18 protein-coding genes and 2 pseudogenes are annotated in these 21,600 nt (G+C 72.5%); 5 read left to right on the forward strand and 15 right to left on the reverse strand.

Features of this window, described 5'->3' with window-relative positions; genetic code table 11:
• Nucleotides 1-228: 228 nt before the first annotated feature.
• From JK364_RS45235 to JK364_RS45280, 10 genes are all read right to left on the reverse strand, one after another.
• Nucleotides 229-1,815 carry an ABC transporter ATP-binding protein gene (locus tag JK364_RS45235; protein ID WP_201857302.1) on the reverse strand — a complete coding sequence of 529 codons (1,587 nt, stop codon included), beginning with the start codon at nucleotides 1,813-1,815 and terminating at the stop codon, nucleotides 229-231.
• A gap of 125 nt (nucleotides 1,816-1,940) precedes the next feature.
• Nucleotides 1,941-2,816, reverse strand: a complete 876-nt coding sequence (locus tag JK364_RS45240) for an ABC transporter permease (protein WP_201857275.1) — start codon at nucleotides 2,814-2,816, stop codon at nucleotides 1,941-1,943.
• 65 nt (nucleotides 2,817-2,881) lie between these two features.
• Nucleotides 2,882-3,835 (reverse strand): ABC transporter permease, encoded by a 954-nt coding sequence (locus JK364_RS45245; protein ID WP_201857276.1) that lies wholly within the window; start codon nucleotides 3,833-3,835, stop codon nucleotides 2,882-2,884.
• Nucleotides 3,832-5,448, reverse strand: a complete 1,617-nt coding sequence (locus JK364_RS45250; RefSeq protein WP_201857277.1) for an ABC transporter substrate-binding protein — start codon at nucleotides 5,446-5,448, stop codon at nucleotides 3,832-3,834. Before JK364_RS45250 ends, JK364_RS45245 begins: the two co-directional genes overlap by 4 nt.
• 62 nt (nucleotides 5,449-5,510) lie before the next feature.
• Complete coding sequence (locus JK364_RS45255) at nucleotides 5,511-6,335, reverse strand: class I SAM-dependent methyltransferase (RefSeq protein WP_201857278.1); 825 nt, start codon at nucleotides 6,333-6,335, stop codon at nucleotides 5,511-5,513.
• A complete protein-coding gene (locus tag JK364_RS45260) occupies nucleotides 6,332-7,678 on the reverse strand; it encodes an MFS transporter (protein ID WP_201857279.1) in 1,347 nt (448 codons plus the stop codon). The genes JK364_RS45255 and JK364_RS45260 overlap by 4 nt, the downstream gene beginning before the upstream one ends.
• Nucleotides 7,662-8,723 carry a dipeptide epimerase gene (locus tag JK364_RS45265; protein ID WP_201857280.1) on the reverse strand — a complete coding sequence of 354 codons (1,062 nt, stop codon included), beginning with the start codon at nucleotides 8,721-8,723 and terminating at the stop codon, nucleotides 7,662-7,664. The genes JK364_RS45260 and JK364_RS45265 overlap by 17 nt, the downstream gene beginning before the upstream one ends.
• The gene (locus JK364_RS45270) at nucleotides 8,720-9,841 is read right to left on the reverse strand and encodes a PLP-dependent cysteine synthase family protein (protein ID WP_201857281.1); all 1,122 of its coding nucleotides are present in this window, start codon (nucleotides 9,839-9,841) and stop codon (nucleotides 8,720-8,722) included. Before JK364_RS45270 ends, JK364_RS45265 begins: the two co-directional genes overlap by 4 nt.
• Nucleotides 9,838-10,719, reverse strand: coding sequence for a Rossmann-like domain-containing protein (locus JK364_RS45275; protein ID WP_230993490.1), 882 nt, complete (start codon nucleotides 10,717-10,719; stop codon nucleotides 9,838-9,840). Before JK364_RS45275 ends, JK364_RS45270 begins: the two co-directional genes overlap by 4 nt.
• Nucleotides 10,716-11,972, reverse strand: coding sequence for an ATP-grasp domain-containing protein (locus JK364_RS45280; RefSeq protein WP_201857282.1), 1,257 nt, complete (start codon nucleotides 11,970-11,972; stop codon nucleotides 10,716-10,718). The genes JK364_RS45275 and JK364_RS45280 overlap by 4 nt, the downstream gene beginning before the upstream one ends.
• A 99-nt stretch (nucleotides 11,973-12,071) precedes the next feature.
• Between JK364_RS45280 and JK364_RS45285 the strand changes: the two genes are divergently transcribed.
• The 3 genes from JK364_RS45285 to JK364_RS45295 are packed head-to-tail and all read left to right on the forward strand — an operon-like array spanning nucleotide 12,072 to nucleotide 15,499.
• A complete protein-coding gene (locus JK364_RS45285) occupies nucleotides 12,072-13,604 on the forward strand; it encodes an alpha/beta hydrolase (RefSeq protein WP_307841594.1) in 1,533 nt (510 codons plus the stop codon).
• A 51-nt stretch (nucleotides 13,605-13,655) separates the two neighbouring features.
• Complete coding sequence (locus JK364_RS45290) at nucleotides 13,656-14,729, forward strand: permease (protein WP_201857283.1); 1,074 nt, start codon at nucleotides 13,656-13,658, stop codon at nucleotides 14,727-14,729.
• Complete coding sequence (locus JK364_RS45295) at nucleotides 14,726-15,499, forward strand: TIGR03943 family putative permease subunit (RefSeq protein WP_201857284.1); 774 nt, start codon at nucleotides 14,726-14,728, stop codon at nucleotides 15,497-15,499. Before JK364_RS45290 ends, JK364_RS45295 begins: the two co-directional genes overlap by 4 nt.
• A gap of 62 nt (nucleotides 15,500-15,561) precedes the next feature.
• On the opposite strand, the gene JK364_RS45300 is transcribed toward JK364_RS45295, so the two are convergent.
• Together JK364_RS45300 and JK364_RS45305 are read right to left on the reverse strand one after the other, a co-directional pair.
• Complete coding sequence (locus tag JK364_RS45300; RefSeq protein WP_230993493.1) at nucleotides 15,562-16,029, reverse strand: class I SAM-dependent methyltransferase; 468 nt, start codon at nucleotides 16,027-16,029, stop codon at nucleotides 15,562-15,564.
• 131 nt (nucleotides 16,030-16,160) lie between these two features.
• Entirely contained in the window at nucleotides 16,161-17,267 is a 1,107-nt protein-coding gene (locus tag JK364_RS45305) for an ATP-binding cassette domain-containing protein (RefSeq protein WP_307841595.1), read from the reverse strand.
• Between the two features lie 267 nt (nucleotides 17,268-17,534).
• On the opposite strand from JK364_RS45305, the pseudogene JK364_RS45310 reads away from it, so the two are divergent.
• Together JK364_RS45310 and JK364_RS45315 are read left to right on the forward strand one after the other, a co-directional pair.
• Nucleotides 17,535-18,038 (forward strand): annotated as a pseudogene (locus JK364_RS45310) (superoxide dismutase); the annotation flags it as partial.
• A 300-nt stretch (nucleotides 18,039-18,338) separates the two neighbouring features.
• Nucleotides 18,339-18,632, forward strand: a pseudogene (locus tag JK364_RS45315) (ferric reductase-like transmembrane domain-containing protein); the annotation flags it as partial.
• On the opposite strand, the gene JK364_RS45320 reads toward JK364_RS45315, so the two are convergent.
• Genes JK364_RS45320 through JK364_RS45330 form a run of 3 tightly spaced genes read right to left on the reverse strand, consistent with a single transcriptional unit; the run spans nucleotide 18,617 to nucleotide 21,587 of the window.
• Entirely contained in the window at nucleotides 18,617-19,435 is an 819-nt protein-coding gene (locus JK364_RS45320; protein WP_201857286.1) for an ABC transporter ATP-binding protein, read from the reverse strand. The pseudogene JK364_RS45315 and the gene JK364_RS45320 sit on opposite strands and share 16 nt — an antisense overlap.
• On the reverse strand, nucleotides 19,432-20,547 hold the full coding sequence (locus JK364_RS45325; protein ID WP_201857287.1) for a FecCD family ABC transporter permease: 1,116 nt from the start codon (nucleotides 20,545-20,547) through the stop codon (nucleotides 19,432-19,434). Before JK364_RS45325 ends, JK364_RS45320 begins: the two co-directional genes overlap by 4 nt.
• Nucleotides 20,544-21,587, reverse strand: coding sequence for an ABC transporter substrate-binding protein (locus JK364_RS45330; protein WP_201857288.1), 1,044 nt, complete (start codon nucleotides 21,585-21,587; stop codon nucleotides 20,544-20,546). The genes JK364_RS45325 and JK364_RS45330 overlap by 4 nt, the downstream gene beginning before the upstream one ends.
• Between the last annotated feature and the right edge of the window lie 13 nt (nucleotides 21,588-21,600).

Below are 21,600 nucleotides of genomic sequence, written 5' to 3' on the forward strand. Positions count from 1 at the left end.
AGGTGGGGCCTGAGCGACGTGGTGCGGGGTCGATGCCGGCCACGTTGAGGATCTCCCGGACCGTCGAGGCTGCGATCCGATGCCCGAGCTGGGTCGGCTCCTCTTGGATCCGCCGGTGTCCCCATCGCGGATTCTCCCTGGCCAACCGCAGGACGAGCTTCTTGACCGCTGCCGGGGCGGCGGTATCCCTGGTCGTCTCTCCCGTCCCGAACGCCCTTCGGGAACCGGTCACGGCTTCGTTCCCGCTCCCAGGCGTGCCGTGGTCTCCATGAGGGAGACGGTGAAGGGGTGCTCCGGTGTGGTCAGTACGCGGGGGGTCGTCCCCTGCTCGACGAGTTCTCCGGCGTCGAGGACCGCGATGTGGCGGGCGAGGGCCGCGATGTCCAGATCATGGGTGATGAGGACCAGCGAAAGGTCGTCGCGGTCACGGAGCAGCTGGGCGAGAAGTCCCAGGAGGCTACGGCGGTTGATGGTGTCGAGGCCGGAGGTGATCTCGTCGCAGATGAGGACGCGCGGTCGGGCGAGGAGGGCGCGGGCGAGTGCGGCGCGCTGGAGTTCGCCGCCGGAGAGTTGATCGGGGCGCCTGGCGGCCAGTTCCCCGGGTAGGCCGAGGCGGGTCAGGGTGGTGAGGGCCTCCTGCCGTGCCGTGTCCTTGTCGGTGCCGCGCAGGCGTACCGCGGTGCGGGCGACCTGGTGCAGGACGGGACGGTGCTCGTCGAAGGCTGCGCGCGAGTCCTGGAAGACGTACTGCACGGCCGCCAGTTGGGCGCGGTCGCGGGTGCGCAGCGTGCGGGGCAGAGCGGTGCCGTCGAGGAGGATCTCCCCTTCGTGGTCCCGGTGGAGTCCGGCCAGGCAGCGGGCGAGCGTGGTCTTGCCGCTGCCCGAGCGGCCGATGACGGCCAGGCATGTGCCGGGGTACAGGGCGAGTTCGGGGACGCGCAGCACCGTGGTCGGGCGGCCGTGGGCGCCTCCGTCGCGGTGGCGGGCGGTGAGGTCGTGTATCCGCAGGACCGGCTCCCCGGTTCCGGCTGAGACCCCGAGAGGTGTGAACTCCCGCTGGGTGGACAGCAGTTCGCGGGTCCACGGATGGCGGGGTGTGTGGCGTAGGCGTTCGGCGGGGCCCGATTCCACGATTCTTCCGGCGCGCATGACCAGGACGTCGTCGGCGAGGGCGCGGACCACGTCGAGGTCGTGGCTGAGCAGCACGACGGCGATGCCCCGTGCGGCGACGGCTGCCAGTTGGTCGACGATGCGGCTCTTGGTCAGGGCGTCCTGGCCGGTGGTGGGCTCGTCGGCGACGATGACGCGGGCGCCGAGCAGGAGCGCCTGGGCGAGGACGACGCGCTGCTGCTGGCCACCGGAGAGCTGGTGCGGGTAACGCCGCAGCAGGGCCTCGCCGTCCGGGAGCTGGGCTTCCGACAGGGCGCGGAGGACGCGTTCGCGGGCCGCTGCCCGGCGCCGGCCGCGGGGAAGGTGGCGTACCTGCGAGCGGGCGATGTCGGTCAGGAGGGCGGAGACGCGGCGGGCGGGGTTGAGGACGGCCGCCGGGTGCTGGGGGATATAGCCGACCAGACCCTCGGAGGCCAGGCGGACGTCACCGCCGATCCGCGCGCCGGGCGGGTACTCACCGAGCAGGGCGAGGCCGGTGGTGGTCTTGCCGCTGCCGGAAGCGCCCACCAGGGCGGTGACCTTGCCCGGCAGGGCCTTGAGGTTCACGCCGTCGACGATCGCCCTGCCGTCGATCTCCACGCGAAGGTCGCGGATCTCGGCGACGGGCGCGGCGTCGTGGCTTACGGCCCCGGTGCCGGGGCCCACGGCCCCGGCGTCGAGGTCGAGTGTCCCACTGTCGGGGCCGAGGGACGCGGCGCCGGAGCCGAGATCCGCGGCAGGGCCTTCGAGACCGAGGGGCCCGGCAGGGTCTGTGGTGTGCTTCTCGTGGTTCACGGACGTGGCTCTCCTGCCCGGTTCCGGTTGATCCCGCTCCTCGTGCCCCGGCCCCGTGTGTGCCGTCGGCTGCCCGCGAGCGCGGCGTCGAAGAGGAGGTTGGTGCCCATCGTCAGGGCGACGATCAGGACGGCGGGGACGACCACGGCCCATGGCTGGACGAACAGACCGGTGCGGTTGCGGTCGACCATGACCGCCCAGTCGGCGGCGTCCGGCGCGACCCCGACGCCGAGGAACGCGGCCGTGGCGACCAGGTACAGCACGCCGGTCAGCCGGGTTCCGGCGTCGGCGGCCAGGGTGCGCAGGATGGAGCGCCCGACGTAGCCGACGGCCATGCGCCACCAGGTCTCGCCCTGCATGCGCAGCGCCTCGACCGCCGGGCGGGCGGCGGCCTCGGCGGCGGTGGCCCGCACGATGCGGACCGCGTCGGGCACGTTGACCAGTGCGACCAGCAGGGCGAGGCCGACGGCGCCGGGGGAGAACACCGAGGCGACGAGCAGGATCAGCAGCAGCGAGGGCACCGCGAGCAGGACGTCCAGGGGCCTGATCAGCAGCTCCTCCAGCCAGCGGCGGTGGGTGAGCGCGCAGACCAGCCCCAGCGGGAGGGCGACGAGATAGGACAGCGCGGTGGCGGCGAGCGCGGTCAGCACGACCGGACGCCCGCCGTGCAGCACCTGCCGCCACACGTCCCGCCCCACGAAGTCGGTGCCGAGCCAGTGGCCGCCTCCGAGGGTGAAGGACGCGGTCCGCGGGCCCGGGGCGCCCGCGAACACCGGCCCGAGAAGGGCGAGCACGAGGGGTACGGAGATGACGGCGGCGCCGAGCGCGAAGCGGCGCGTGCGCCCTTTCGTCGCATGAGTGGGCAGCGGCATCGGGCGGACACTTGCGCCCGGGGTACGCGACGGCCCCTGCGGGGGACCCGCGACGGGAGGGACGTTCATGCGACCACCCCCGCCCGGGGCGCCAGCCGGTGGGTCACCAGGTCCGCGCCCAGGTTGAGGACGACGGTCAGGACGCCGAAGACGACGGCGAGGCCCTGGACGACGGGGACGTCCCGCTCGGCGACGGCGTTGAGCAGGACGGTCCCGAGGCCCGGGATCACATACAGGGCCTCCACGACGACAACGCCGCACAGCAGCCAGTCGATCGTGCGGGCCAACTGCTGGGCGGCGGGGGCGAGAGCGGCCGGCAGCGCGTGGGTGTAACGGACCTTGGCCCCGGAGACGCCGTAGCGCCGGGCCTGCGCCACGTACGGGGAGGCGAGCGCGTCGACCATGCCGGCGCGCACCAGCCGGGACAGCGAGCACACAGGCCGGGACAGCAGGACGAGCACGGGCAGCACGAGCGCGGCCGGGTGGCCGAGCAGGTCGGTGCCGTAGCCGACGGCGGTCGGCGGCAGCCAGTCAAGACGGAGCGCGAGGACGGTCACCAGCAGCATTCCGAGGGCGAACTCGGGTACCGCGTACACGGCGAGCGTCACGGAGCTGACCAGGCGGTCGACCAGGCGGCCTTCGTACCGTGCGGCCAGCACCCCGAGGCCGAAGCCGGCCGGGACGAGCAGTGCCATGGTGAGCGCGGCCAGCAGCAGGGTCGGCCCGAAGCCGTCGGCGAGGTACGTACTGACCGGGCGGCCGGAGGTGAGCGAGGTCCCGAGGTCGCCGTGGAGCAGGCCCACGGCCCAGTCGGCCAGCCGCTCGTGGGCGGGCCGGTCCAGGTGGAGGGCCTCCCGGATGGCCGCGATGCGCGCGGGGTCGGGCTGGTCGCCGGCCAGGGCGACCGCGGCATCGCCCGGCAGCGCCTCGGTGAGCGCGAAGACCAGCAGCACCACGGCCACGGTCTGCGCGACGCCGAGCAGCAGCCGCCGGGCGACGAAGGAGCGCAGTCCGCTCACGCGAGCCACACCTTGTCGAAGCGTGCCCAGTCGAGGGTGTTGGCGGGTGCCTTGGACTCAACTCCCCTGACCTTGCGCGCGGTTGCGAGGATCCAGTCGGCGAAGCCCCAGACCAGGAAGCCGCCTTCGGAGTACAGGCGGCGCTGCATGCGTTCGTAGACGGCGGCGCGCTCGGCCTTGTCCTTGGTGGACTGGGCCCGCTGGTAGAGCGCGTCGAAGTCCTTGTGGTGCCACTTGGTGGCGTTCGTGGTGGAGTCGGTGAGCAGCCGCTGGGAGATGTGGGCCTCGATGGGCATGGCACCGGAGCGGTAGGAGCACAGGACGCCGCCGTCCAGGATGTCGCTCCAGTACGAGTCCTTGCTGCCCATCTTCACATCGATCGTGACACCCGCCTGCGCGGCCTGGTCGCGGAAGATGCCGGCGGACTCGGTGAACCCGGCGGCCACCGCCGAGGTGTCGAGGGTGACCTTCAGCTTCTCCGCGCCGGCCGCCTTCAGCAGGGCGCGGGCCCGGTCGAGGTCCTGCCCGCGCTGCGGGAGGCTGTCGGCGTAGTACTCGTAGCCCTTGCCGAACAGATCGTTGCCGATCACCCCCGCGCCCGACAGGGCGCCGTCGAGGAGTTCCTCGCGGTCGGCGATCAGGAAGAACGCCTGGCGCACCCGCTTGTCGTCGAAGGGGGCCCGGTCGGTCTTCATCGCGAACCCCTGCATGTCGCTGCCCCGGAGCCGGACGATGGTGATCTGCCCCTTGCCCTCGTGGGCGCGGGCGGTGGTGGGGTTGAGTTCGTGGGCGTACTCGACCTGTCCGCCCAGCAGTGCGTTGACCCGGGCGGACTCCTCGTTGGCGACGATGAACTCGAGCTCGTCGAGGTGCGGGGCGCCGTCCCAGTAGTCCTCGTTGCGGCGGAAGACGGCCGACCGGCCGGGGGCGAAGGACACGAAACGGAACGGGCCGGAGCCGATCGGCTTCTTGTCGAAGTCGGTGGCGTCCTCGGGCACGATGTACGCGCCGAACGCGGCCAGGATGTTGGGGAATTCGGCGGTGGGCCGCTTGAGGACGAACTCGATGCCCCGTTCGCCGGTCGCGTGGCTCGCGTCGAGGTCGATGGGTTCCAGGGACGCCTTGGCGCGGAACGCCTTCTTGGGATCGGCGATCCGGCGGTAGCTGTGGAGCACGTCCTTGGCGGTGACCGGTCGGCCGTTGTGGAACGTGGCCCCGCGGAGGGTGATCTGCCACCGGTCCAGGGTCTTGTTCGCCTCCCATTTCTCGGCGAGGCGGGGCTGGGCGGACAGGTCGGCGCCGTAGTCGGCGAGTTTGTCGTAGAGGGCCTTCGCGCGGGCGACGTCGGAGAAGAGGTTGGCCAGGTGCGGGTCGAGGGTCTCGCTCGCACCGCCGCCGGCGAACGCGGCGCGCAGTCGTCCGCCACGCCGTGGGGTACCGGCGCTGCCGCCCCCTCCCGCGGTGTCGTCGGTGCCGCCGCATCCGGTGAGGGCGAATGCGCCGAGTGATGCGGCGCCGGCGGCGAGGAAGCCGCGGCGGCGCAGGCCGGGGAAGTGGTGCTCGTCCGGGTGATCGCCCACGGGGTGAAGGTGGCGGGCGGGATCGTCATGCATGCGGGTGTCCTCGGGGTGTGGGAAGTGCCGGTGGGATACGGGGGCGGGCGTCGGGTGCGGCCTCAGGGCGCCGAGGGGGCGGGCTCGGTGACGCGGGCCACCAGGTGCAGCCGGTCGGAGTCGGTCGTACGGCCGGGGGACATGCCCTCGTGCCAGGGCGGCTCGGTGCGCGGACCCGGTCCGTCGTGCAGCTCCAGGACCTCGAAGCCGTGCGCGCCCAGGAGATGGCGCAGCTCCTGCGGGAAGAGCAGCCGCCACGCGGAGCGCTGTTCCACGGGCGCGGATCCGTCGTCCGCGGTCCATGCGCGGGTACGGTGCAGGAGCTGGGCCGTGCGGTCGACCGTGAGCGTGGTGGTGGACCGGTAGGCGGTGCCCCGCCAGGTGAACTCACCGACCGCGGGTGTGTCGAGCAGGTCCGTACGGCCGAGGAAGTAGGCGCCGTTGCGCATCTCCGCGACGAGCAGCCCGCCTGGGACGAGGGCGCGTCGGCAGGACGACAGGAAGCCGTCGAGCTGGGCGTTGGTGTGGCAGTACAGCAGTGCGCTGTCCAGGCACACCACGGCGTCGGACACGCCCCGGCCCAGGTCGAACGCGTGCAGATCGGCGCGGACGTACTCGGGTCCGGGGTGGTGCCCGCGGGCGTGTGCGAGCATCGCCTCGGAGAGGTCGGCGCCGGTCACCTCGTGGCCCGCGCCGTGGAGGTGGGCGGCGTCGCGGCCGGTGCCGCAGCCCAGGTCCAGGACGCGCGGTCCGGCGCCGTGCCGGCGCAGGCAGTCCTCCGTCCATCGGCCGGCCAGCCGTTCGGGGTCGGGAAACCTGGCCTCGTACAGCTCGGGGTTGTCGGTGAGCAGATTGTGCGCGTCCGCGCCCGCCGTGGCCGTCGTCATGTCGTCTCCCTCGTCTCCCTCGTCTCCCTCGTCTCCCTCGTCTCCCTCGTCTCCCTCGTCACGCCGCGTCCGGTGTGGCCGGACATCGCGTCCGGCGTGGCGGGCCGCGGCGTCGTCGGCAGTGAGCCCAGCCGGTGCAGCCAGGCCACGCCGAGTGCGGAGGCGAGCCCGAACAACGCGCAGCACGCCCAGGGCAGCCAGGCGGCATCGCCCCGCTCGCCGGCGTCCATGGCCCAGCCGACGACGGTGTTGCCGAGAGCGGCGGCGATGCCCGAGACCACGTAGAAGATGCCGAAGTAGGTGCCCGTCAGTTCGGGCCGGCCGAAGCCGGGGACGAGCTCCATCACGAACGGCTGGGCGACCATCACCCCGAGGTAGAGCAGCAGGGCCCCGACCAGCACCGGCAGGGCGCGCAGTACCGCGTCGGCGGTGCCGTCCGGGCCACCGGAGCCGCCCGCCACCAGAGCGGGCGGCACGAACGCCAGCGCCATCACACCGAGCCCCGCGGCGATCCAGCGCGCCCGGTCACCGCTCACCTTCAGGGCGCTGGTGATGCGCAGCTGGAGCGCGAGGTTGGCGAGGGTGCCGACGAGGAAGACGAGCCCGGCGGCACCGTCCCAGCCGGTGGCCCGGCGTGCTCCGTCGGGCAGCAGCAGATAGAGCTGGTTCTCCAGGGTGAACATGCCGACCATGGCGAGCGCGAACGCCAGGAAGGCGCGGTGGCCGAGCACCGCGCGCCAGTCCGCGAGCACCGTGCCCTTGCTCGGCTCCACCTCGCGCGCGGGCAGCACCAGGGCCTGCGCCACGGTGAGGACCGCGAAGATCCCGGCGGCGGTGAGGGCCGAGGCGCGGAAGTCCACCAGGAGCAGCGCGCTGCCGAGCAGCGGACCGATCAACGCCCCCGTCGTGGCGAACACGTTGAACAGGGCGAACGCCTCGGCCTTGCGCTCTCCCGCCTCCTGCGCGAGGTAGGCGCGCACGGCCGGGTTGAACAGCGCCCCGGCGAACCCGCTGAGTACGGACGCGGCGATCAGGACGGAGAGGCTGTCGCCGAGCGCGAACAGCCCGAACCCGACCGTGCGCAGGGCACACCCGGCGATGATGACACCGCGTGCGCCGAGCCGGTCGGCGGCCGAGCCGCCGATGATGAACAGACCCTGCTGGCTCAGGTTGCGCACGCCGAGGACGATGCCGACGACGGCGGCCGACATGCCCAGGTTCTCGCCGAGGTGAGTGGCGAGATAGGGGATGAGCAGGTAGAAGCCGGTATTGACGCCGAGCTGGTTGACCAGCAAAAGCTGGATCGCGAGCGGGAAGCGGCGCATTTCATGCCACGTCTGCACGGCTCACCTCCCGGGGCCGGACTCCCAGTCCGGGAGAGGCGTTCGCGCGGACGAAGCCGTCGGCGCCACCGATGCCCGACCACGGGTCGTGGGCCAACAGCAGGTGTCCGTCGAGGTCGGCCCAGCGGGCGCGGTCGGCGAGGTGGACGGCGGGCGCCAGGCCGAGGCTGCTGGCGGTCAGACAGCCGAGCATCAGCACGGTGCCGCTGCCCTCGATCGCCTCGGCGATGCGCAGGGCGGCATGCACCCCGCCGCACTTGGCGAGCTTGACGTTGACGCCCTGGACGCGTCCGGCCAGACGGCGTACGTCCGCCAGATCCACGGCGTCCTCGTCGGCGATGACCGGTACGGGTGAGCGCTCGGCGAGGGCCCCCAGCGCGTCCGGGGAGCCGGGCGCGAGGGGCTGCTCGACGGCCTCCACGCCGAGTTCGGCGAACCGCGGCAGCAGCGCCACGGCCTGAGCCACGGTCCAGGCGCCATTGGGGTCGAGGAGCAGCCGGACCCCGGGTGCCGCGTCGCGGATGGCACGTACGCGCTCCACATCGTCCTCGGGATCGGGAGTTCCCGCCTTGACCTTGAGGACCTCGAAGCCGCGCGCGGTCAGGCGGCGGGCCTGGGCCGCGGCATGGCTCGGCGAGGTGATGCCGATGGTGCGTGCGGTGGCGGCGACGGGAGGTTCCGAGGCGCCGAGGAGGCGGTGCACGGGGGTGCCCGCCCGTTTGCCGACGAGGTCGAGGAGCGCCGCGTCCAGCGCGGCGGTCACGGCCGGGGGAGTGTCCGTACCGGCCAACTCGCCCGCCCGCAGGGCTTCCAGGGCGCTCTCGGGGTCGCGGTAGCGCACGAGATCCGTGCCGACGGCCGCGAGGAGGCGTCGCAGAGCGGCGGCGTCGAGACCGTAGTAGACGCTGGTGACGGTCTCGCCGTGGCCGCTGACCCCGTCGTGTTCGACGCTCAGCCATACCGCGTCGCGGGCGGCCATCGTCGAGCGGGAGATGCGCAGCGGCTCGGTGAGTCGCAGATGGACGGTGCGCTGACTGGCCTTCACAGGTTTTCTTCCAGGTGGTGGGGGGTGGCGCCCAGAGGGACGGACGCGAGCAGATCGGCCCGCAAGGGGTCGGTGACCCTCGTACATCGCGTCCAGCCGGTGGCCTCGGCCGCGCCGGGGTGCGGGATCTCCACCGGCCGGGTGGCCGCCGTGGCCGGGTCGAGACCGTGGGCGGCGGCGAAGTCGTCGTCGTAGACACTGCCGAGGTAGCGGTGCGGGCCGTCGGGGAAGACGGTGGCGACGACCGCTCCGGGGTGGACGCGGGCGGCCCAGGCGGCGACCAGCGCGACCGCGCCGGTGCTCCAGCCGCCGCTGACGAAACTCCCCCGGGCGAGCCTGCGGCAGCTGTCCACGGCCTCTGCCGGACCGACCCAGTGGACCTCGTCGAAGGCGTCGTAGACGACGTTGCGCGGGTGGATGCTGCTGCCCAGACCGCGCATCAGCCGGGGCCGCGCGGGCTGGCCGAAGATCGTGGAGCCGGTGGCGTCGACGCCGATCAGTCGTAGCGCGGGCCAGTGCTGCCGCAGTGGACCGATGATCCCCGCGCTGTGGCCGCCGGTGCCCACGCTGCACACCAGGATGTCCAAGTGGTCGAGCTGCGTGGCGAGTTCGGCGGCGAGCGAGGCGTAACCGGCGGCGTTGTCGGGGTTGTTGTACTGGTCGGGCCAGTACGCGCCGGGCAGTTCGGCGAGCAGCTCCCGCAGCCGGCGGAGACGGGCGGCCTGCCAGCCGCCCCGCTCCGCCGGACGGTCCACCAGCTCCAGCCGCACTCCGTGGGCACGCAGCAACTGCCGCATGGACGGCTCCAGTTCGCTGTCGCCGACCAGCACGACGGGGTGGCCGAGGGCCTGCCCGGCGAAGGCGAGCCCGATGCCGAGCGTGCCGGAGGTGGACTCCACCACCGGTGACCCGGGCCGCAGTTCGCCCCGCTCTCGGGCGCCCAGCAGCATCGACACGGCGGCCCGCGCCTTCATACCGCCCGCCGCGAGCCCTTCGAGCTTGGCCCAGAAGCCGGGCTGCGGCCCCGGCAGATCGGCGGCGATGCGGACCACGGGGGTGCGGCCGAGCAGGGCGAGCAGCTCCCGGCGGGCGGTGGGACGGACGTCTGTCGTGGTCACCGGGCACCTCCGGGGCGGTCGGCGCGGTAGTGGTGGACGGTGCCGGGGCCGCCGTCCAGCCAGAAGAACGGATACGGTTCGGCGCACACCGCGCTCACCCCGCACCCCAGGAGCCGGGGCAGTACGGCGCTGCCGGTCTGCGCGAACAGCACCAGCCGCTTGCCGTGCCGCAGCGCGTGCTCCCGCAGTGGCTCGAAGGTCCCGTTGCCCAGCGTCATCCCGGAGACGAGCAGCGCGTCGCAGCGGGCGGCCGCGGCGAGCGCGCCGGTGACGACCGGCTCATCCCACTCCGTCACCCCGCCCTTGAAGTCGCACGGCACATAGCCGATTCCGTGCGAACGAAGCGCCTCCAGAAGGGAGTTGACGACGCCGACCACGAGCACCGTCGCCCCGGGCGGCAGGTCGAGCAGTTCGACGACGGATCGCGCCCGTGCCCGGGACTTCTCCAGCGACGTCCCGGCGGGGAGCGCGACCGGACGGGCCCCGTGTTCCGGGGTGTGCGGAGTGATGTGCATCAGGTAGGCGTCGAGCGCGGCCACGCGCACCGGGAGCAGCGGATGGTCCAGGAGCTCGGCCACATCGGCGCCGACACACTCCGCCACGGCGCTGTCGGACAGGGCGCCGGGCTCGACCGCGCACGAGCCGACCGCCCCGGCGAGCCGCAGGCTGAGCACCTCGTTGCGATAGCCGGTGCCGCGCCCGTCGTGCCGTACGGCCTGGCGCGTGGTGAAGGCCACGGCGACCCGCCGGGTGCGCGGGTCGGGCCCGAGTTCGCCGGCCCGGACACGGGCCACGAGATCGTCGTACGTCCGCACGCGGGCCGTGAAAGGGGCCGGGGCGGAGTCGACGGCGGTTATGCCGGAGGTGTCGGCGGTCATCGGATCACCAGTCCGGACCGCACCTCGGCGAGCAGCGCCTCGACCCGGTCCCGGGCTCCGGGGCCGTCCGGGTCCCCGGCCATCACATGCCCGAGGTACTCGTTGTTGCTGCCCGCCGCCTTCACCTGCCTGCCGGGCTCCGCGAGTCGCACCTCCAGCACGCCGGGAGCGTCCCGCAGCCCCGCGCCGTCCAGCGAGGCGAGTGTGCCCGTGCGCTCCGGCACGAGAAAGCCGATGGCGGCGCTGTGCAGCCCGGTGTCCGTGCGCCCCGGATCGGGAGTACGGCCCAGGGCCACGTCCACGCAGGCGGCGGCGAGGTCGATGCCGGTGACGTGGCGGACGAGTTCGGTGATGCGGTTTCCGGCGGGGCGCGGGTTGACCTCGACCACGCGCGGTCCGGCGGAGGTCAGCTTGATCTCGGTGTGGGCCACCACGCCGTCCGTCAGCCCGAGCGCCTCGAGCGCGCCCAGGGCGGTCCGCTCGGCGGCTTCCGTGTCGACGGCCGTCAGCGCGGCGGGGAACATGTGCCCGGTCTCGATGAACGCGGGCGCCCCGCCGACGCTCTTGTCGGTCACGCCCACCACATGGACCGCGCCCCCGTACGAGACCGTCTCGACGCTCACCTCGGGACCGTCCAGCAGCTCTTCGAGCAGGACCACGGGCGTGCGTCGCTGGCCGCGCGCGTTGACCGGGAAGTCGGCCAACGCGTGGAAGGCGGCGGCGAGTTGGGACTCGTCGTCCACACGCCGTACGTACATGCCGGCACACAGGTCGACGGGCTTGACGACCAGCGGGTAGCCGATCTCCCCCGCGGCCCGGGCGGTGTCGGCCCACTCCTCGTGCACGGCGAAGCGGGGTCCGGGTACCCCGGCCTCGGCGAGGACGCGGCGCGTGGCGTCCTTGCGGCAGGCGTTGTGGACCGCCTCGAGGGGCGGGCCGGGCAGGCCGAGGTGCCCGGCGATCCGCGCGACCGTCGGCAGGTAGTAGTCGCAGGACGTGATCGCCCCGTCGAAGCCGAACACCGCGTGCAGCCGCTCGACCTCCGGCAGCAGCGCCTCGGTGTCATTGGTGTCGGCAGTGATCACATTGCGCGCCCCGAGCAGCGGGTGCGCCGTGCCCTCGGGGGCGGAGCGCAGGTAGTGGTGCAGGTCGCGGGTGAGGAAGGTGAACTCGTGCCCACTCTCGCGGATCGCCCGTGGCAGCAGTCTGCTCATCGACCCGACCCAGCTCTCTACCACCAACAGATGAGCCACAGCTCCCCTTTTCCAGTCGTGTGGGATAACGTGGCGGACACGCTAGCGATAATCGTTTTCATTGTCATCTGACTCCGTGCGACCGAGGAAGAAATCGTTGTGACCTCACCCACGCACCGCACGGCGCTGCTGTGTGCCCTGGCGGCCATCGCCGCGACCCTCGCCCCCGCCGCGCCCGCCCAGTCCGCCGCCCGTGTCCCCTCCGCCGGTTCGGCATCCGCACTCCGCTTGGGCGCCTGCCCCGGATCCGTGCCCGATCCGCCCGCGCCGGAGCGCGTCGAATGCGGGCGGCTGAGCGTGCCGCTGGACTGGAACCGCCCCCGTGGGCCGCGTATCGAGATCGCCGTCTCGCGCGTCCGGGCCTCGGGGGCACCCGCCGAGCGACGCGGCATCCTGCTGGTCAACCCCGGTGGGCCGGGCGGCTCCGGGCTCCCCTACGCGGTCACCAAGCGCGCCAAACTCCCCATGAGTGTGCGCCGTTCGTACGACGTCATCGGCTTCGACCCGCGCGGCGTCGGGCAGAGCGCGCCCGTCGACTGCGGCCCGATGGGCGGTCTCTTCACCGCCCCGGGCGCGGACCCCGTGCCCGTCGCTCCGACGGCCGAGCGGGCCCATCTGGCGTCACTGCGCCACCTGGCCGACGACTGCGCGGCGAGCGCCGGCGACGCATCGCGGTACCTGTCGACGGAACAGACCGCCCGGGACATGGACGCGATACGCGTCGCGCTCGGCGAACGGCGGACGAACTTCCTCGGTGTCTCCTACGGCACCTACCTCGGCGCGGCCTACGCCGCCGCCTTCCCGCACCGCACGGGCCGGATGGTGCTGGACAGCGTCGTAGGGCCCTGGAACTGGTACGACTTCGACGTGATCCAGAGCCGGGCACTGCTGCGGCAGCGCGACACCTTCTTCGCCTGGACCGCCGCCCACGCGGACCGCTTCCGCCTGGGCGACGACGCGGTGGCCGTACGCCGGGCCTACCTGCGCGTACGCGACGGACTCACCGCCGAACCCGCGGACGGCTTCGGTCCCGCGGAGTTCGACCGGGCCGTGTACCGCGCCCTCGGCCGCACCGAACGCTGGGCGGGCCTCGCCGACGGCCTGCGAACCTATCTGCGCGACGGCAGCCCCGACGGGCTCCGTCCCGCCGAGGACTTCGCCGGCCCGGACTCGCGCAACTACGAAGCCGCCAACCGCATCGTCAAGTGCGCCGACGGCCCCGGCCCCACGCCCCGGCGGATCGTGACGGACATCCGCCGCACCCGACGCCTCGACCCCCAGCCTGTCCTCATCGGTATGGAGGCGTCCACCTGCGCCTACTGGCATCACCATCCCGCCCGCCGCACCCCGCTCGGCAGCCCCGATGCGCCGCCCGTTCTCCTGGTGGCCTCCGCCCACGACCCCGTCACGCCCATCGAGGGCGCGCGCCAGATGCGCCGTCTGCTTCCCGGCTCGCGCCTGGTGACGCTCGACAACGACTACTCGCACGGGGTGTTCGCCAGCCGGGGCAACGCCTGCGTGGACGACACCACGGCCGCCTACCTCGTCGACGGGACTGTGCCGACGGCCGATGTGCGCTGTGCGGGACCCGGCCTGCCCGCGGTGCACGGCCATCCGCCGACCCGCCGCTAAGGTGTGGCCGCGGATGTCGCCATGACGAAGAGTCCTATGAGGGGAGGGGCAATGGACAGGGATGTCGACGTGGCGCCACCGCTGCCCGAGAGCCCTGCCCAGGACCGGGAGCCGTCTGCCACATACCCCGACGGGGGCGGTGGCCTGCGCGCGGCCGTACGTGTCACCTCCCATGCGCTGATCGCGGGGCTCCCCGTGGCGGTACTCGGCGTCCTCGCCATCGTGCTGGGGCCCCAGATCTCCGCCGGGCTCGACAACCGTGCGGTGGCGGCGTGGCGGACGGTGTTCACCGCGATCGTCATCCAGGGCGTGCCGTTTCTGCTGCTCGGCACTCTGGTGTCGGCCGCGATCAGCGCCTTCGTACCGGCGTGGGTCTTCGCTCGGATGCTTCCGCGCAACCCGGCGCTCGCCGTGCCCGTCGCGGGAGTGGCCGGAGCGGTGCTGCCGGGATGTGAATGCGCGTCGGTCCCGGTGGCGGGCAGTCTGATGCGGCGCGGGGTGACCCCGGCGGCGGCGCTGGCCTTCCTGCTGTCGGCCCCCGCCATCAACCCGATCGTGCTGATGGCGACGTACGTGGCCTTTCCCGGCAACCCCTGGATGGTCACGGCCCGTCTCGTCGCCTCGCTGCTGACCTCCGTGGCGATGGGCTGGCTGTGGATCCGTCTGGGCCGCGAGGAGTGGCTGCGCGCCCCGGAGGGGCCCACCGGGCACACCCCCGGCGCGAGCCGGGCCGAGGAGTTCCGGGTCTCGCTCCAGCATGACTTCCTGCATGCCGGGGGGTTCCTCGTGGTCGGCGCGGCGGCCGCGGCCACGTTCAACGTCGCGGTGCCGCACTCCGTGCTGCGGCTCTTCTCCGACTCGCCGTGGCTCTCGCTGCCCATGCTGGGGCTGCTCGCGGTGGTCCTCGCGGTGTGCTCCGAGGCCGATGCGTTCGTCGCCGCCTCGCTCACCGGGTTCTCACCCAGCGCCCGGCTCGCCTTCATGGTGGTCGGCCCGATGGTCGACCTGAAGCTGATCGCGCTGCAGTCCGGCACTTTCGGGCGCGCCTTCGCCCTGCGCTTCTCGTCGGCCACCTGGGTCGTGGCGGTGCTATGCAGCGCACTGGTGGGGTGGTGGCTGCTGTGAAACGCAACATCCAGGTGCTGCTGCTCCTGTTCACCGGCGTCGGTCTGCTGCACATCGCGCTGCTGACCGATCTGTATCTGCGCTATGTGCGTCCGGGCCTGCGGCCCGCGCTCATCGCCTCGGGGGTGCTGCTGATCGTGCTCGGCGCGGTCAGCGCCGCCCGTGACGGCTTTCCGTTCAACCGCCCGCGTCCGGACGAGGACCACGACCACGGTCGCGGTGGCCACCAAGGCCATGGACACGATCACTCTCAGGGGCCGCGGATCGCCTGGCTGCTGTACGTACCGGCCCTGACCATCCTGTTCCTCGCGCCACCCGCTCTCGGCTCGTACACCGCCGCCCGTGACGAGGCGAAGGCGAAGCCCCCCACCTCTGGAGACAGCCTCTTCCCCGCCCTCCCGCGGAACGGGATCGTCGAGTTGTCGCTGAACGACTTCAGTTCCCGGGCGGTCTGGGACACCGACGGCACCCTCAGGGGGCACACCGTCCGCCTCACCGGCTTCGTCACCCCCGGCCGCCACGGCACCTGGTACGTCAGCCGCCTGGCCATCAGCTGCTGCGCCGCCGACGCGACGGTGCGCAAGGTGCGGGTGCACGGGGCCTCGGCGCCGCCCGCCGATGCCTGGATCACCGTCACCGGCACCTGGCACCCCACCGGCAAGGTCGGGACGGACGACGCGAGCCCGGCCCTGGACGCCACGACCGTCAAGCGCGTTCCCGCGCCCAAGGATCCGTACAACGACGCGGTGGTGACCCGGCCGGGCCGGTGAAAGGCGGGCACACGGTTCAGCCTCAAGGCCGTCGGCCCGCGTCGTGTGGCGGCCTTGATCGCTCAGCGCAGCGCGGCCACCAGTGCGTCGCTCGCGGAGCACCACACCTGCCGCGCTTCGCTGAATCCCTGGCCCCGCAGGGTCTCGAGGTGCCAGCGGGTCGCGGTGGGCCGGTCCCGCCGGGCGCCGCCGTCCGGCTTGGGCTGCCGTGGATCGCCCAGCAGGGCGAAGCGCTGGGCCGTCGCCCCGGCGTCGTAGGACGCGTGGGGCAGGTGCTCGGTCCACGTGGGCCGGGTGACGTCGGCCTCGGCGAAGGTGACGCGCTCATCCCCGGCGAAATGGCCGCGGGCGATGGTCAGCAGGGCCGGGTCGATGTCCACACAGGTGCTGTGGGCGCCGGGGAGCCGCCGCAACAGGCGGTCGGTGATGCTGCCCGTACCGCAGGCGAGGTCGAGGACGCGGGGGGTGGGGTCCGTTACGGCCTCGACCGTGTCGATCATGACCCGGAAGCGCTCTTCCCGGTCGGGCATATACCACTCCTGCCGGCGGTCCCAACTGGTCTGCCAACTCTGCCAACTCTGCCAGTCGGAGGGGGCCGTCGTGATGGGGAGGCGAGGATGGTGTGACAGCCGCCGCTCTCGACGACGGTGCTCTCGTCGAGTCATCGTTCACCAGCGATGTGATCGTCCCGGCCACGGCCTGCTGGCGGACCGGAGACCTGGTGCCCGTAACCCTCCCTTTCGGACAGAGCGGACGTGTCGAGGCCAACGCCGTCGCCGCCGGAGCCGGGCGCGCCGGACCATGCGACGGGCAGGACTTCGTCGACGGGCCCGCGCCGCACGCAGCGGCCGCCGTCGAACAGCGCGGCCTCCTCGGTCAGGGCACGGACCGCGGGCAGGTCGTGGCTGATGAACAGCAGGGCGGTCCGTGCAGGGGCGAGGAGGCGGGGCAGTGCGTCGAGGACCCGTTGCCGGGAGACGGTGTCCAGCGCCGACGTCACTTCGTCGCAGACGAGCAGGGACGGACGTGCCGTCAGCGCCCGTATCAGCGCGCAGCGCTGGAGCTGACCGCCGGAGAGCCGGTCCGGGGTCCGGTGCAGCAGCGCCTGGTCGAGTCCCAGCGCATCGGCGGCCTTGATGGCCTCTGTTGTCGCCTCTTCGGCGGGCAGGGCGCGCAGCAGGCGTGCGGTGTCCGCGAGTTGTCCGAGGACTGGACGGTGCTCTTCGAAGGAGCCTGCGCTGTTCTGGTGCACGTACTGAATGGCGCGGCGCTGGGTGGGCGTGCGCCGATCGATGCGACGGGGGAGGGGACGGCCGTCGAGCCGTACCTCGCCGCGGGACGGCGTGGTCAGCCCGGCCAGTGCACGGGCGAAGGTCGTCTTGCCTGAGCCGGAGGGGCCGAGCAGCGCGATCATGGTGCCGGGCGGGAACGCCATCGACACCGGTCCGGCCAGGGGATCGCCGGACCGGCGGCGCACGATGATCCCCGTGGCGGCGACCCCCTCGCGACCCTCCGGCGCAGGGCCTGCCGCGGTCGGGCCCGCCTCTTCGCTCGTGCTGGGGCGGCGTTCCGCGGCGAGGAGTTCCCGGGTGGCTCGGTGGCGGACGGCCGGAAGCCCGGTGGTGGTGGGACGGTCGCCGGGTACGGGGCCACCGGTGCCGAGGACGTCTACTGTCGGCCCGTTGTCCACGGCCCGGCCGTGTTCCAGCACGATGACCCGGTCGGCCGTCTCCCGTACCAGCTGGAGGTCGTGGGTGAGCAGCAGCACGCCCGCGCCGTCGTCCGCGAGCGCCCGCACCGTACGGCCCAGGGCGCGTGCGAGCGCCGGGTCCAGGCCGCTCGTCGGCTCGTCCGGTCCCGCTCGTCGCGGGTGGTGCGGGCGCGCTCCAGCAGCGCGTCGAACTTCTCCGAGGCGTACTGCGTCTGGTTGCGGGCCGCTCCGCCGCGCACCCGCTGCTGGAGGAAATCGGAGACGGGCAGCGTGGAGCTGGTGTTGAAGGCGGCGGCGCCCTTCGTCCTGATCTCGCTGAAATACGTGCTGGAGGCGCGGGACAAGGACTCGTGGGGGTCGATCAACGGCCTGGAGAAGAACCTTGCATTCCACCTCTCCGGGCACATCCTGCACAGCATCTACTGGCACAACATGACCGGTGACGGCGGCGGCGAGCCGCTGGAGAAGGATGGCGTGGGCGAGCTCGCGGACGCGATCGCCGAATCGTTCGGGTCGTTCGCGGGCTTCAAGGCGCAGATGACCAAGGCATCGGCCACGACGCAGGGGTCCGGCTGGGGTGTGCTGGCGTACGAGCCGATGAGCGGCCGGCTGGTCGTGGAGCAGGTCTACGACCACCAGGGCAACATCGGTCAGGGCTCGACCCCGATCCTGGTCTTCGACGCCTGGGAGCACGCCTGCTACCTGCAGTACAAGAACCAGAAGGTGGACTTCATCGAGGCCATGTGGAAGGTCGTCAACTGGCAGGACGTGGTCAAGCGCTACGCCGCCGCCAAGGAGCGCGGCAACAGTCTGCTGCTGGCGCCGTGACGGCGTAGTCCACGGAAGTCCTGCTTGTGATCGTCTTCTCACCTTTCACCCGCGGGCGGACAGCGAAGGGCTCCCGCGGGCAACCTGTCCGCGGGAGCCCTTCCGCTTCCCGCGCACGCCGCGCCCTCGAGGCCGCCCGCGCTGCGGTGCGGCTCCTGGTCGAAAGGACCCGGGCGGTTTTCGGGCGCCGCGCGGCCGTGTGAACTCGAGCCATCCGAACGCCGAGGGCTGACCGGATGGCGTCTCGTCAACCACCGTCCCCCCCCACCACACTTGTGCCACCAATGACACCGGTCGGTGAGTGTCTGGTACGGCGAGTGGCCGCGGACCGTGCTGTGGCTGCTGCAACTGCCCGTCGCCGTACTGCTCCTGCTGCGCCTGATGCGGCCCGCCCGCCGGGGCGAGCGCCTGGGCCCGCCGCGTCGGCCCGGCGGGCCGACGCCGCCGGGATGGACCGTGCGCGCGGCGGGGCGGCTGGCGGCGGCCGCCGTGGTGGTCGGGCTCCTGGCCGTGGTGCTTTCCGGTCATGACGGCGGCCGTACCCGTCCGGTGGCGCCGCCCGATACGGCCCCGCACGCTCAGGTGCAGGACTGATCGGGCGCGGCCATCGCCACCCCGGTCGGTTTCCCCGGGAGGAAGGTCACCTGGGGGGCTCCCGTGCGCGGGTGGATGACGACCTCGGCCGCCACGCCGTACACCTCGGCGAGCAGACGCGGGGTGAGCACCTCGGCGGGTGGCCCCGAGACGATGAGCTCGCCGTCGTGCAGGACGTAGAGGCGGTCGCAGTAGTACGCGGCGAGGTTGAGGTCGTGCAGGGCCACCAGAACGGTGGCGGGCAGTCGTCGCAGAATGCCGAGCACCTCCAACTGGTGGCGGATGTCCAGGTGGTTGGTGGGTTCGTCGAGGACCAGCAGGGAGGGTTGCTGGGCCAGGGCGCGCGCGATGAGCACGCGCTGGCGTTCGCCTCCGGAGAGTCGGTCGAAGGAGCGGTCGGACAGGCCGGTGGCGTCGACCGCGTCCAGGGCCGCGTCGATGAGCCGGGCGTCCTCTTCGGTGTCGCCGTCGAGCAGGCGCTTGTGCGGGGTACGGCCCATCGCGACGACCTCGCGAACGGTCAGGTCGATGTCGGCGCCGGACTCCTGGACCACGGCGGCCAGGGTGCGGGCCAGTCGTCGCACCGGCAGCGACCAGGCGTCCGCCCCGTCCACGCGCACCTGCCCGGTGTCGGGGCGTAGCACGCGGTATACGGCGCGCAGAAGACTGGACTTGCCGCTGCCGTTGGGGCCGACGAGGCCGATGACCTCCCCGGGCCGGGCGGTCAGGGAGACGTCCCGCACGAGGTGGTGTGCGCCGGCGGTGAGCGTAAGGCTCTCGACGGTGAGTTCGGTCGCGTTCATCCCACTCCTCGGTCGGCGTCGCGCCGGGCCTCCCGGCGCATCAGCCACAGGAAGAACGGTCCTCCGCACAGGGCCGTCAGGACCCCGACGGGGATCTCCATCGGGGCGGCGATCGTGCGGGCGGCGATGTCGGCCCAGATGAGGAACACTGCTCCGGCCAGCGCGGCGGTCGGCAGTACGCGGCGGTGGTCGCCGCCCACGAACAGCCGCACGATATGAGGGAGGATCAGGCCGACGAAGCCGATCGGCCCGGCCGCCGCCACCAGAACCCCGGTGACCAGGGACAGCAGGACGAACATCCGGGCACGGAACCGGGCCACGTCCAGCCCCATCGTGGTGGCGGCCTCCTCGCCCGCCAGAAGCAGGTTGAGCGATCGGGCCTGGACCACCAGGACGACGGTTCCGAGCAGCAGGGCCGCGCCCGGCAGCCACAGCGTGTCCCACTGCACGCCACCGAGGCCGCCGAGCGTCCAGGCGAGGACCTCCCGTGCCTGGTTGCCCCGGTCGGTGGTGAGCAGCAGCAGATCCATCACCGCGGTGAGGACCGATGCCACCGCCACTCCAGACAACACCAGCCGCGACGAGGTGATACGACCGCCGGCACGAGCCGTGGTGTACACGAGCAGCAGCGTGACCAGCGCACCGGCGAACGCGGCGACCGACAGCGACACGGGCCCGAACAGGCTCACCCCGAAGACGACCACGACGACGGCGCCGAGGGAGGCCCCGGAGGACACCCCCAGCAGATACGGCTCCGCGAGCGGATTGCGCACCAGCGCCTGCATGGCGGTGCCCACCACCGCCAGCCCCGCACCCGTCACGGCCCCGAGCACCACCCGCGGAGCCCGCACCTTCAGCACGATCGTCTCGCGCGCCCGCGACCGGACCGGCTCCGACCAGTCGGCGCCCAGCGCGTGCGTCACGATGCCCCACACCTCGTCGGGCGGCACATGGACCGAACCGATGGCCATGCCCGCCGTGGCGGAGACCAGAAGCAGGATGCCGAGCACCGCCAGGACCACGGCGAGGGACGCTCGGCGCGAGCCTCCCTCATCGCTCTTGGGCCTCGGGCCGGGACCAGTCGTCGAAACGCCCCCTACGGTGTCCGTCACCGGAACTTCTCGGGGTGCAGTGCGCGCGCCAGGTCCTGGGCCGCGTACGGCGGACGGACGCCGACGACCGTCGCGGTCAGCGGAAGCACGGCAAACCGCTTGTGCTTCACGGCGGGGACGTCGGCGAGTGCGGGCTGTGAGAGCAGGAACCGCTTCTTCCGCTCGACGCTCCCGGCACCCGCGTAGTCGTAGATCGCGATGACCTCGGGTTTACGGGCCACAACCTGCTCCCACGACACGTCACCGAAGACCTCGTCGAGGTCGTCGAACACGTTCCGTCCGCCGGCCAGCCGGATGATCTCGGTGCCCAGACCCTTGCCACCCGCGGTGAACGCCGCCTTGTCTCCGCTGTCGTACACGAACACCGGCACGGCCGGTGCGCCCCGCACCGCTCGGGTGGTCCGCTCGACGCGCTGCTGGAGGTCGCCGACGAGCTTGTCGGCCCGCTCCCGCACTCCGAAGATCGTGCCGATGGCGCGGATCTCGGCGTAGGTGTCCTTCATCGAGATCCGCTTCTTGCCGCAGTACTCGCGGTTCAGGTATGTGTCGATCCCGGCGTCCGCGAATGCCTTGCGGGAACGGCCCTCCTTCTCGGCGAACGCGCTGCCGTAGCCGCCGTAGACGAAGTCCGGCTCGGCGTTGAGGACGGTCTCGAAGGACGGTTCCTTCTTCGCCAGCTCGGGGATGGCTCTGAAATCGTTTCGGTAGCGCGGCAGAACGGCCGAGTCGGGGAAGGCGGTGCCCACCATGCGGTCCTTCAGGCCGAGGGCCAGCATGAGTTCGGCGGGGTGCTGGTGAATGGTGACCGCTCGCTCGGGCGGCTTCTCGTACGTCGTGCGGGTCCCGCAGTTGTCGATGGTGACCGGGAAACCCTTGAATGATGACGCCGCGCTTCTCGGCTTGTTCGCGGAGTCCTGATCTCCGGCACAGCCGGTCAGCAGGGTCGCGGACAGCACGATGGCGGTGGCCGTGACGCGCAGCGCGCGGTGGCGGGAAAACGCCGGGGGAGAGGAAACAGGACGGGGTATGCCGTCGTACACGTAGAGCCTCCTG

The organism is Streptomyces endocoffeicus (genome assembly GCF_016741935.1).
Lineage (GTDB): Bacteria > Actinomycetota > Actinomycetes > Streptomycetales > Streptomycetaceae > Streptomyces > Streptomyces endocoffeicus.